Consider the following 11,623-nt stretch of genomic DNA (forward strand, 5'->3'; position numbering starts at 1 on the left):
AGTGACATCTCACGCATACCTCGCCGCCGAACCCGCGGTGGCGACCGCCGCCGACAGCGCGGTGCTGTCGAACGCCTGGCTGCTGATCGCCCTGCCGCTCGCGGGCGCGGCGATCCTGCTGCTCGGCGGAAGGCGAACCGACAAGTGGGGGCCCTGGCTGGCCACGGCCCTCCCTGTCGCCGCCTTCGCCTGGGCGGCCCTGGCCCTGTTCGACCTCCTGGGCCGAAGCGCCGACGCCCGCAGCGTCGCCGTCCCCGTGTACCAGTGGTTCGCCGTCGGCGACCTCTCCGCCGGGGTGGACCTGCTGGTCGACCCCCTCTCGATCAGCTTCGCCTTGCTGATCACCTTCGTCGGCTCCCTCATCCACGTCTACTCCCTCGGCTACATGTCCGAGGACCCCGGTAAGCGGCGGTTCTTCGCCTACCTCAACCTGTTCGTCGCCGCCATGCTCGTGCTGGTGCTCGCGGACAACTTCGTCCTGCTGTTCCTCGGCTGGGAGGGTGTCGGACTCGCGTCCTACCTGCTCATCGGGTTCTGGCAGTACAAGCCCTCCGCGGCCACCGCCGCCAAGAAGGCGTTCCTGATCAACCGGGTCGGCGACATCGGCCTGCTGGTCGCCATCATGATCATGTTCACGGCCCTGGGCGCGGTCAGCTTCAGCGACGTGTTCGCGGCCGTGCCCGGCGCGAGCGACGGCGTCCTCCTCGCGGTCGGGCTGCTGCTGCTCCTCGGCGCCTGCGGCAAGTCCGCGCAGCTCCCCCTCCAGGCCTGGCTCCTGGACGCCATGGAGGGCCCCACCCCGGTGTCCGCGCTCATCCACGCGGCCACCATGGTCACCGCCGGCGTGTACCTGATCGTGCGCGCCGGTCCCGTCTTCGAGGGCGCGCCCGTGGCCCAGACGGTCGTCACCGTCGTGGGCGCCGCGACGATGATCGCGGGCGGGATCATCGCCTCGGCCAAGGACGACATCAAGAAGTCCCTCGCCGGGTCCACGATGAGCCAGATCGGCATGATGGTCCTCGCCGCGGGGCTCGGCCCCGTCGGCTACGTGGCCGCCATCGCCCACCTGGTCACGCACGGCTTCTTCAAGGCCGGGCTGTTCCTCGGCGCCGGATCGGTCATGCACGCCATGAACGACGGCGTGGACATGCGCCGGTACGGCGCGCTCCGCAAAGCCATGCCGATCACGTTCGCGACCTTCGGCCTCGGCTACCTGGCCATCATCGGGTTCCCGCTGCTGTCCGGCTGGTGGACCAAGGAGAGCATCATCTCCGCGGCCTTCGGCGTCGGCGGCACGCAGGGCATGGTCCTCGGCACCGCCGTCATCGTCGGCGCCGGGCTCACCGCCTTCTACATGTCGCGGATGGTCTTCATGACCTTCTTCGGCGAGAAGCGATGGGAGGAGGGCGTGCACCCGCACGAGTCGCCCGTCAGCATGACCGCTCCCATGGTGGTGCTCGCGATCGGCTCCGTCGCCCTGGGCGGGTTCATGACCCTCGGCGACCGGTTCGCGAACTTCCTGGCCCCCACCATCGGGGCCCACCCGCACCACTTCGACGTGGCGCACGCGTTCACCGCCCCCTACGGGATCGCGGCCCTGGCCGTGATGGTGGCGGGTGTGGCGCTCGCCTGGGCCCTCTACCTGCGCAAGCCGGTGGCGAAGACCGCGCCGAAGGCCAACCTCGTCACCGCCTTCGCGCGTGAGGAGCTGTACGGAAACCAGATCAACGAAGGCCTGCTGATGCGGCCCGGCCAGGTCCTCACCCGGACCCTGGTCGTGGTCGAGGACAAGATCATCGACGGCGTGGTCAACGGGCTCGGCACGGGCGTGCGCGACTCCTCCCGCGGATTGGGCAGGACGCAGACCGGCTTCGCCCGGACGTACGCGCTCACCATGCTCCTCGGCGCCGTCATCGTCGCCGCGACGCTGGCTGTGAGGTTCTAGACAATGATCCCCTGGCTCACTATCGCGATCGCGCTTCCCGTGATCGGCGCGGCCCTCATCTGGGCGCTGCCGCGCGTGAAGACGACACAGGCCGCGGCCTCCACGGAGGCCTCCGCCTCCGCGCAGGCCACGGCCCAGGCCGGGGCCGCCACGGCCACGGCCACCAAGGCCCCGACCGCCACGGGGGCCGCCGGGTCCTCCGCCGAGACCGCCAAGCGGATCGCGCTGGGCTTCTCGGTGCTCACCCTCGTCGTCCTCGCCGCCATGGCGCTGAGGTTCGACACGTCCGCCGCGGGCGGCCTCCAGTTCGAGGAGGTGTACCCCTGGATCCCGCGCTTCGGCGTCCACTTCGCGCTGGGCGTCGACGGGATCGCGCTGACGCTGATCCTGATGTCGGCGGTCCTGGTACCGCTCGTCATCCTCGCCGCCTGGAACGAGAACGAGGACAGGGAGGACGGCGGACGCGGCTACTTCGCGCTCATCCTGGTGCTCGAAGCCATGATGATCGGTGTCTTCGCCGCCACCGACGTCTTCCTGTTCTACGTGTTCTTCGAGGCCATGCTCATCCCGGTCTACTTCATGATCGGCCGGTACGGGCGCGGTGAGGAGAGGGCGAAGGCCGCCGTCAAGTTCCTGCTGTACAGCCTCGCCGGCGGGCTGATCATGCTGGTCGCGGTGATCGGCGTGTACGTCATCGGCGGAAGCTTCCTGTGGACCGACCTCGTCGGGGAGGGCAGCGCCCTCGCGGCGGTCGACCCGGCCACCGCGCGGTGGCTGTTCCTCGGGTTCTTCATCGCCTTCGCCATCAAGGCGCCGATGTGGCCCGTGCACACCTGGCTGCCGTCGGCGGCCGGCGCCTCGCGCCCCGGCACCGCCGTGCTGCTCGTCGGCGTGCTCGACAAGGTCGGCACCTACGGCATGCTCCGCTACTGCCTGGAGCTGTTCCCGTCCGCCGTCTCGTGGTTCGTGTGGCCGGTGGTCGGGCTGAGCCTGGTGAGCATCGTCTACGGTGCGATCCTCGCCATCGGGCAGAGCGACATGATGCGCCTGATCGCGTACACCTCGGTGTCGCACTTCGGGTTCATCACCCTGGGCATCTTCGCCCTGACGCCCCAGGCGCAGGCCGGTGCCGCCCTCTACATGGTCAACCACGGGTTCGCGACCGGAGCGCTGTTCCTCGTCGTGGGCTTCCTCGTCGCGCGGCGCGGATCGTCGCTCATCGAGGACTACGGCGGCGTCCAGAAGGTCGCGCCCAAGCTCGCCGGGGTGTTCCTGATCGCCGGACTCGCGGGCCTGGCGCTGCCCGGCCTGGCACCGTTCGTCAGCGAGTTCCTGGTGTTCGTCGGGGTCTACGCGTTCAACCCCGTCCCGGCGATCATCGCCGCGTCCGGCGTCGTCCTGGCCGCGCTCTACATCCTGTGGATGTACCAGCGGACCATGACCGGCCAGACCCCGGCCCGGTTGTCCGGGCTGCGCGACCTGTCCCCGCGCGAGATGTGGGCGGTCGGCCCGCTGCTCGCGCTGATCATCGCGTTCGGCCTCTACCCCCAGCCCCTGCTCAACGTGATCAACCCCGCCGTCGAGCGCACCGTCGAGGTCGGAACCGCCGACACCGCGGGCGCCGGGGCGGACGGGGCCTCTGAGGAAGGAGGCGAGGAGTGATCCCCTACATGGACCTCCCCGTCATCACCGAGGGACCGCCGGAGATCGACTGGTGGCTGCTCGCCCCGCTGCTCACGCTGTTCGCCGCGGGCGTCCTGGGCGTGCTGTTCGAGGCCTTCGTGCCGGGCAGGCGCAGGCGCGGCCTCCAGATCGGACTGGCGGCGCTCGCGCTGCTGGCCACGTTCGTGCTGCTCCTGCTCCAGATCGGCACGCTCCCCGACGACCAGGCGGGGGTGACGGTCGCCGCCGGGGTGCTCGCCGTGGACCGCACGGTGATCTTCTTCCAGGGCACCATCACCGTGCTCGCACTGATCAGCCTGCTGCTCATCGCCGAGAACCGGGACGGCCGGGACGCGTTCGCCGCCCAGGCCGCCACGGTCCCCGGGAGCGAGGAGGAGCGCGCGCACATCATGGCGGGCTCCCAGCACACCGAGGTGTACCCGCTGGTCATGTTCGCCGTGCTGGGAATGCTCATGTTCCCCGCCGCGAACGACTTCCTGACGATGTTCATCGCCCTGGAGGTCATGAGCCTCCCGCTGTACCTGCTGTGCGGGCTCGCGCGGCGGCGGCGCCTGTTCTCCCAGGAAGCCGCGGTCAAGTACTTCCTGCTCGGCGCGTTCTCGTCGGCGTTCTTCCTGTTCGGTATCGCCCTCGTCTACGGCTACGCCGGATCGGTGAACTTCGGCACCATCCGCGAGGCCGTGGAGGCCGGCGGGGCCGACATCTTCCAGGGAGAGGGCGGCAACGGCGAACCGCTCCTGCTCATGGGTATCGGCCTGGTCGCCATCGGGCTGCTCTTCAAGGTCGGCGCCGTACCCTTCCACAACTGGAAGCCCGACGTCTACCAGGGCGCCCCGACGCCCATCACGGCGCTGATGGCCTCCTGCACGCTCGTCGCCGCGTTCGGCGCCCTGCTGCGGGTGTTCTTCGTGCCGTTCGGCACCTCGTCGGCCAGCTGGGAGCCCATGCTGTGGGCGGTCGCGGTACTGACGATGGTCGCCGCCGCGATCATCGCCGTCACCCAGCGGGACATCAAACGCCTGCTGGCGTACTCGTCGGTCGTGCACGCCGGGTTCATCCTGACGGCGGTCGTGGCCAACAGCACCGACGGGCTCGCGGGCGCCATGTTCTACCTGGCGGCCTACGGGTTCACGACACTGGGCGCGTTCGCGGTGGTCACCCTGGTGCGCACCAAGGACGGCGGTCAGGAACTCGGCGACCTGGACCGGTGGGCCGGACTCGGACGCCGTTCGCCGGCGCTCGCCGGGGCCCTCACCCTGTTCCTGCTGGCCTTCGCCGGAATCCCGCTGACCAGCGGTTTCATCGGCAAGTTCGCTGTGTTCGAGGCAGCGGTCGCGGCCGGGGCGACGCCCCTGGTGGTCGTGGGCGTCCTGAGCAGCGCGGTCACCGCGTTCTTCTACGTGCGGATCATCGTTGTGATGTTCTTCCGGGATCCGGAGGGCGACGGCCCCACCGTGGTGCGCGCGGGCGCGGCCACGGGCGGTGTCATCACGATCGGGGTGGCGGCGACGCTGCTCCTCGGCCTGTACCCCGGGCCGGTACTGGACAACCTGCTGCCGTCCTCGGAGACCGGCCCCGAACCGGTCGCCGTGATGGTGGACCAGGCCTCCACGGACACCGACAGGTAGCCGTCACCGGTCAGCGATCCGGGTCACCCGTACGACCAGGGTGATCCGGATCCTGCCTTCCTGTACCCGGGTGTGGCTTTGGTTGAGCATTCCGGGTCGGATACCGTGGCAAGTCGGATCATGTTCATGTGCTGAGCACGCGGCGGCCTCCTGGGCCTCCCTTCCGAGGGCTTCTCCGAGAGGCCGCCGGCGTGCCCGTTCAACAGGTGGAGCTTTACGGTGAGCGGTGCTGTCCCGAGCGGGTTTCTCGCTCTGCCGAGAGTCGACCCGACCCTCGCCCGTGAGGTTCAGGACAACCTCGAGAAGGTCGAGGACCTGCTCAGGGAGTCTGTCGCGTCCAGTGACCCCCTGCTGGCCGAGGCGGCCTCCCACCTGCTGGAGGCGGGCGGCAAGCGCTTCCGGGCGACCCTCGTACTCCTCGCAGCCCACTTCGGCGACCCCACGGTCCCCGACCTCATCCCCGCGGCGGCCGTCGTGGAGCTGACCCACGTGGCCACCCTCTACCACGACGACGTCATGGACGAGGCGGACATGCGGCGGGGCAAGCCCAGCGCCAACCAGCGCTGGGGCAACAGCATCGCCATCCTCACCGGCGACTACGTGTTCGCCAAGGCCTCCGAGATGCTCGCGGACCTGGGCACCGAGGCCGTCCGGTTGCAGGCGGTCACCTTCGGCCGACTCGTCCAGGGCCAGATCCTGGAGACCTCCGGCCCCAGCGAGGGCACCGAACCGCTGGACCACTACCTCCGGGTCATCAGCGACAAGACCGCTTCGCTCATCGCGTCCTCGGCGGAGTTCGGCGGCATGTTCGGCAAGGTCGACCCGGAGACGACCGGGACCGTCACCCGGGCGTGCGACGCGCTCGGCATGGCCTTCCAACTGTCCGACGACATCCTGGACGTGGCGAGCGAGAGCACCGACTCGGGCAAGACCCCCGGTACGGACCTGCGCGAGGGTGTCCTCACCCTGCCGATGTTCTACGCGCTCCGCTCGGACGACCCCGCCGACACGCGGCTCCGTTCGCTCCTCGGCCGCCCGCTGAGCGAGGAGGAGGCGGAGGAGGCGCTCAAGCTGCTCCGCGTCCACCCGGCCATGGCCGAGGCCGAGGCCACCCTGCGGGGCTGGGCCGACAAGGCCCGCGAGGAGCTGGCCACCCTCCCCGAGGGGCCGGCCAGACACGCCTTCGAGGCGCTCTGCGACTACGTGGTCGAGCGCTCCGGCTGACCACGGGCCCGGTGGGCGGTTCCGGCCCGACAGCGGCCCGGCCGCCCCGCCCAGGCGACGCGAAGCCCCCTGCCCTCCGGACACCCGGGGAACAGGGGGCTTTCGGCTGCGGGGGCCCGACGGGCAGGCGCCCGCCCCGCCCGCCACACCGGCAACGGTGTGGATCAGCTCACTAGCTGAGGACCGGCAGCGCCTCGAAGCCGGGCATGTCGGTGAAGGTCGGGTGCTGGGTCATGTTCGAGGGGACCTCCTGCTCCTCGGTTCCCCCCTCGATGGACACCAGGTCGCTGGTGTCCAGGTCGTTCAGCAGGTCGGTACCCCGGCTCAGACCCGCCACGAGGTCCTCCACGGACTCGGTCTCCACGCCCTCGGCGATGGTGGGCAGGCCCATGCCCGCGGTCTGGGGCAGGGTCTCGTCCACCGGGCCGATACCGGTGCCGGGCAGACGGGGCAGTTCCGCCTCCGCCAGGGGGCCGCTCAGGCCGAGGGCGGTCATGCCCTCGGAGGAGGCGCCGGTGAACAGGGCGTCGGCCAGGTCGCGCAGGCCGGGGGCCCCGGGGGCGGACTGGGGGACGGTGACGTTCCCGGCGAGGTTGCGGTTGCCGACCACGCCCAGCACCTCCTCCTCGCCGAGGCTGACGAAGTTGTCGTCGGTGACCGGGTTGGACTCGACGACGTCCTGGAGACCGCCGGGGGTCTCCAGCCCGAAGGCGTAGGCGAGGTCCCACACGTTCGGGATCGCGGGCGCGGCGGCGCTCTGCCGGACGGTGCCCTGGCCCAGCGGGTCGGACGTGTCCACGATCTGGTCGAGGGCGAGGCCGTTGCCGCCGGTCAGGGCGGTCAGGTCCGAGGTCTCGGGCAGTACGGCGGCCTGGGGCAGTGCGGCGACGTCGCCCGCCCGGGACAGGTCGACCTCCTCGCGCAGCCCGTAGACGGCCTCCACGGTGTGCGGCAGCACCTCGACGGCGGTGGACTCGGCCTTGGCCCCGGCACCCCGCGCGGTGTCCTCCAACAGCACCCCGGCACCCTCGGCGTGCTTTTGGACGGCGGCGCCCGCGGTGTGCCCGACGGTGTCGTGGGGGTTCCCGTCCAGACCGGTCGCGTCCTGGACGCCGGACACGGTGTCGGCGAGGGCGGGGGTCGGGTTGGGGACGCTCCCGAGCGGCGTGGCGACGTCCCGGCCCTGGGGCACCACCGCGGCGAGGTCGGGGGCGGGCTGGTCCGGGTTGTGAGCGCTGTCCTGGAGTTCGGTCAGGGCGGTGTTCGCGATGGGGCCGACACCCCCGGGGGCCAGGCTGTTGACGGTGGGGGCGACGCCCTCCACGAGGGTCCGCTCGACGATGGGCGTGACCGCGTGGACGGTGGAGTCGAGCCCCTCGGCGCCGGAGATCCCGGCTCCGAGGGCGACGAAGCCCGCCGTCCCCGCGAGGAGGATGAGGGTCCTGGCTGAGACTCGGGTGGCCTGCGTCATGGAATTCCTTCCGGAAGCTCTGATCACTGCATTCGGGGAGGCCGGGCGCACTGGGCGCCGACGGCCGGAGCCGGAGGTGGACCACCGGCTGACATGAATCACGTGAACGACGGCACGGGACTCAGATCAGCCCCCAGGAGGTGCGGCGGTGACGCCGAACTGGGAACGGTCCGCGCGCGGGAGGGGACACCGCGCCGGGGAACCGCCCTAGTCGGGGGAGAAGGTCGGGTCGCCGCTGGGTCCGCTCGGCACGGGGTGCAGCGAGCGCGAGGCCAGGAGGACGGCGAGGGGAGCCGGCGCGGTGACCGGCGACGCCGTGAGGTAGCCCGCGACGCCCGGGGCCGGGGCGGAGCCGCCGGCGGGCGCGGCGGAGCCGGTGGCCACCTGGGTCGAGGGGGCGGCCGCAGCGGGTGCGTCGGTGCCGCCGGGGGCCTGGGCCTCCTCGGGGACGGCGGCCTGGGCGGCGTCCCCGGCGGCTGGGCCGAAGAAGTACGGCGGGGCGTCGCCGGCGAGGGCGTCCCCCGCCGTGGCGGCCGGGGCTTCCTCGCGCCCGTCCCGCTCCCGGCGGTCGTCGGCGGTCGCGGGAACCCCGGCGTCGGCCCCGACCTCGGAGGTCGGGGCGGCCGGAACCCCGGTGGCGCTGTCGACGGCGGGTGACAGGAGGTTCTGGGCGGTGTCCCGGCGGGTCCGGTCCAGGTCCGCGACGACCCGGCGGGCCCCCTTGCGGACCTCGTCCACCGGCCAGCCGGCCTCGCCCAGGAGTGTGGTCTCGTCAGCGCCGCCGACGTGCTGGCCGAGGCCCTGGCCGACGGTGCCGAGCGTCTGGGCGACCGGTTCGGTGATCTGGCGCGGGACGACTTCGCGGAGGGAGCCGGGGCGGTCGGGCCCGCGCGTCCCGGTCTCCTCCTGTGTGTCCGCCCCCGCGCTCTCCGAGGCCCCGGCCCCGGCGGGGGTGCCCGCCACGGTCCCCGCGACGGCGCCGGTGAGGGTGCCGGTGAGGGCGTCCGCGTGGACGGGTGAGGCGCCGAACAGCCACAGGGTGGTCAGGAACGCGCCGACGAGGAGCGGCAGGCCGAGCAGGGAGGGTGTCAAGGCGCACACTGCCGAGGCGGCGCGCGTGGCGCGTACCTTTCGGCAAGTGCGGGGCATAGGGGACCCTTCGGGACGTGCGGCCTGGTCAGAGCCGGGGACGCCCCGACTCGCGACCTGACGTTAGCACAGCGTCACTCAGGGTAGTTTGTGTTCTCCGAAACTCGGGAACCGGGTTTCAGGTCATTCCTCGTGTTCCGGGCGGGCGCACCCCTCGGGCTCCCTCTCCTGCTCCGCGAGCTCCTGCCGGGCCCTGGCGCGTGCACGCGAGCGGGAGCGGGCGCCCCGCACCTGATCGAACACGAACAGGCACAGCGCCGACCAGACCAGGACGAAGCCGATCCAGCGGGCCGGCGGCATCTCCTCGCCCTGGATCAGCCAGCCGATGAAGAACATCATGGTCGGGGCGATGTACTGGAGCATGCCGATGACGCTCAGCGGCACCTGGCGGGCGGCGACGCCGAAGAGCAGCAGGGGCAGGGCGGTCACGAACCCGCCGCCGACCAGCAGCGCGGTGTGGGCGGGCGACACCGAGAGCGCCGTACCGGAGCCGGTGGCCTCCAGGTAGACCACGAACCCCAGCGCGGGCAGGAACATCACCAGGGTCTCGACGGTCAGGCTCTGCATCCCGTCGAGGTCGACGTACTTCTTCACCGCTCCGTACGCGGCGAACGAGGAGGCCATGAGAAGGGCGAGCCACGGCGTCACGCCGTAGCCGACGGTCATCACGACCACGGCGAGGACGCCCAGGCCGACCGCCACCCACTGGGCCGTGCGCAGGCGCTCGGAGAACAGCAGCACGCCCAGGCACACCGACATCAGCGGGTTGATGAAGTACGCCAGGGACGCCTGGAGGGTCTGCTCGACGGAGACGGAGTAGATGAACCCCCACCAGTTGAGGGAGATCAGGACCGCGGCGGCGGCGACGGGGAGGAGGCGCCGGGGGTTGCGGAGCACGGCGGGGAGCCAGGCCCAGCCGCGGCGGGCGAGGAGGAGGAACACGCACATCGCCAGCAGCGCCCACACCATGCGGTGGGCGAGGATCTCGCTCGGCTCGGAGGCGGAGAGGAAGGGCCAGTAGAGGGCCGCGAAGCCCCAGAGGAGGAAGGCACCCGCCCCGAGGGCGACGCCGCGATTGTTTTCTGGCACGAGCACAATCGTAGGACGAATTCTTGGGTGTGTCTGCCCCATATCCGGCGGTTCCCGGCCTGGCAGGCGATGCACGTTCCCGGGTGGTGGCCCCGGGGCGCGCCCGCCGGAGCGGGGACGTCCACAGGTAGGACCGGAGCAGTGCGCCGATTTCGCACCGCGGATAGCCTGGAGTCATGTTCGGGAGAAAAGCCACCATGGTCGACCCAGCGCGTGCCCTGCCCGGCAGGGACGCCCCGATGCCGGTACACGTCGAGCACGCCGTGCTCGGCACGCCGCTCACCCCGCCCTATCCGGAGGGCAGCGAGATCGCCGACGTGGCGATGGGCTGTTTCTGGGGAGCCGAGCGGATCTTCTGGCGGCTCGGTGCGGAGCGCGGCATCATCACCACCGCCGTCGGTTACGCGGGCGGGTACACACCCAACCCCACCTACGAGGAGGTCTGCTCCGGACTGACCGGGCACACCGAGGTGGTGCGGGTGGTGTTCGATCCTCAGCGGATCACCTACGCCGAGATCCTCAAGGCCTTCTGGGAGGGCCACGACCCGACCCAGGGGATGCGCCAGGGCAATGATGCCGGCACCCAGTACCGTTCGGCGGTCTACCACCACGACGAGGCCCAGCGGGCCGTCTCCGAGGCCACCCGCGACGGCTTCCAACCGGTGCTGACCGCCGCCGGATACGGCCCGATCACCACCGAGATCGCGCCGCTCAAGGCGTTCTACTTCGCCGAGGACTACCACCAGCAGTACCTGTCCGACGCCAAGAACCCCAACGGGTACTGCGGCATCGGCGGCACCGGCACCAGCTGCCCGATCGGCGTCGTGGGCTCCGGCGGCGCGGCCGGGTAGTACGGCGCAGTGCGGGCGAGTACGCCCGCGCACGCTCGAATGGTGGCTGAGCGATGGCTCAGCCATCATCGAACGATGGTTGGGCCATCGCCCGGCTGGGCTCCTACCGCAGGTTGAACGTGCGCTGGGAGCGCAAGGCCTCCACCTTCCTGGCCATGCTCGGCATCGCCTGCATCCTCATCTGCTACAGGCACCTGGCCAAGCACGCTGATGGATTTTGAGATGAGCTCTTACTGAGTTTTTCGTTAGTTGTGTGGGCAGGAAAAGCTCGGTCGTGTGAGCATGGCGGTATGCCCCTCCGAGCTGAACCCGACACCCCCGCAGAAGCCGTCCCGCCGCTGACCCGCCCCCAGGTGGCCGAAGCCCGACGCATGCGCGCGGTCGAACTCCTGGACCAAGGCCACTCCCAGGCCCAGATCGCCCACATGCTCGGGGTCACACCTGAGAGCGTGCGGCGCTGGCAACGTCGGATGGACCAGGGCGGAACTGCGGCGCTGCGCCGCCGCCCGCCCACGGGGCGTCCCCGCAAGCTCACCGATGAGCAGGTGGAACAGATCCGCGGGGCCTTGGAGGAGGGCGCCCT

At 71.2% G+C, this 11,623-nt stretch carries 10 protein-coding genes; 7 read left to right on the top strand and 3 right to left on the bottom strand.

Going from position 1 to position 11,623, the window contains the following annotated elements:
* Nucleotide 1 precedes the first annotated feature (1 nt).
* The 4 genes from nuoL to ACFWTE_RS09535 all read left to right on the top strand — a co-directional run bounded on the left by nuoL (nt 2) and on the right by ACFWTE_RS09535 (nt 6,480).
* The gene (gene nuoL, locus ACFWTE_RS09520; protein WP_378778864.1) at nt 2-1,945 is read left to right on the top strand and encodes an NADH-quinone oxidoreductase subunit L; all 1,944 of its coding nucleotides are present in this window, start codon (nt 2-4) and stop codon (nt 1,943-1,945) included.
* A 3-nt stretch (nt 1,946-1,948) separates the two neighbouring features.
* The gene (locus ACFWTE_RS09525) at nt 1,949-3,607 is read left to right on the top strand and encodes an NADH-quinone oxidoreductase subunit M (protein WP_378778865.1); all 1,659 of its coding nucleotides are present in this window, start codon (nt 1,949-1,951) and stop codon (nt 3,605-3,607) included.
* Between the two features lie 8 nt (nt 3,608-3,615).
* Entirely contained in the window at nt 3,616-5,256 is a 1,641-nt protein-coding gene (nuoN, locus tag ACFWTE_RS09530; protein WP_378778874.1) for an NADH-quinone oxidoreductase subunit NuoN, read from the top strand.
* A gap of 219 nt (nt 5,257-5,475) precedes the next feature.
* Entirely contained in the window at nt 5,476-6,480 is a 1,005-nt protein-coding gene (locus ACFWTE_RS09535; RefSeq protein WP_378778866.1) for a polyprenyl synthetase family protein, read from the top strand.
* Nucleotides 6,481-6,652: 172 nt separating this feature from the next.
* On the opposite strand, the gene ACFWTE_RS09540 is transcribed toward ACFWTE_RS09535, so the two are convergent.
* The 3 genes from ACFWTE_RS09540 to rarD all read right to left on the bottom strand — a co-directional run bounded on the left by ACFWTE_RS09540 (nt 6,653) and on the right by rarD (nt 10,189).
* Nucleotides 6,653-7,951: a hypothetical protein gene (locus ACFWTE_RS09540; RefSeq protein WP_378778867.1), complete on the bottom strand. Its 1,299-nt coding sequence runs from the start codon at nt 7,949-7,951 to the stop codon at nt 6,653-6,655.
* Nucleotides 7,952-8,158: 207 nt separating this feature from the next.
* The gene (locus ACFWTE_RS09545) at nt 8,159-9,043 is read right to left on the bottom strand and encodes a flagellar associated protein (protein ID WP_378778868.1); all 885 of its coding nucleotides are present in this window, start codon (nt 9,041-9,043) and stop codon (nt 8,159-8,161) included.
* A gap of 180 nt (nt 9,044-9,223) precedes the next feature.
* Nucleotides 9,224-10,189, bottom strand: a complete 966-nt coding sequence (rarD, locus tag ACFWTE_RS09550; protein WP_378778869.1) for an EamA family transporter RarD — start codon at nt 10,187-10,189, stop codon at nt 9,224-9,226.
* A 176-nt stretch (nt 10,190-10,365) separates the two neighbouring features.
* Between rarD and msrA the strand changes: the two genes are divergently transcribed.
* The 3 genes from msrA to ACFWTE_RS09565 form a co-directional block, all read left to right on the top strand.
* Nucleotides 10,366-11,040 carry a peptide-methionine (S)-S-oxide reductase MsrA gene (msrA, locus tag ACFWTE_RS09555; RefSeq protein ID WP_378778870.1) on the top strand — a complete coding sequence of 225 codons (675 nt, stop codon included), beginning with the start codon at nt 10,366-10,368 and terminating at the stop codon, nt 11,038-11,040.
* A 53-nt stretch (nt 11,041-11,093) separates the two neighbouring features.
* A complete protein-coding gene (locus ACFWTE_RS09560) occupies nt 11,094-11,261 on the top strand; it encodes a hypothetical protein (protein ID WP_378778871.1) in 168 nt (55 codons plus the stop codon).
* A 69-nt stretch (nt 11,262-11,330) separates the two neighbouring features.
* Nucleotides 11,331-11,623 (top strand): transposase (locus ACFWTE_RS09565; protein ID WP_378778872.1); only part of this gene is annotated, 293 nt, incomplete at its 3' end.

The organism is Nocardiopsis sp. NPDC058631 (assembly GCF_042716955.1).
Classification (GTDB): domain Bacteria; phylum Actinomycetota; class Actinomycetes; order Streptosporangiales; family Streptosporangiaceae; genus Nocardiopsis.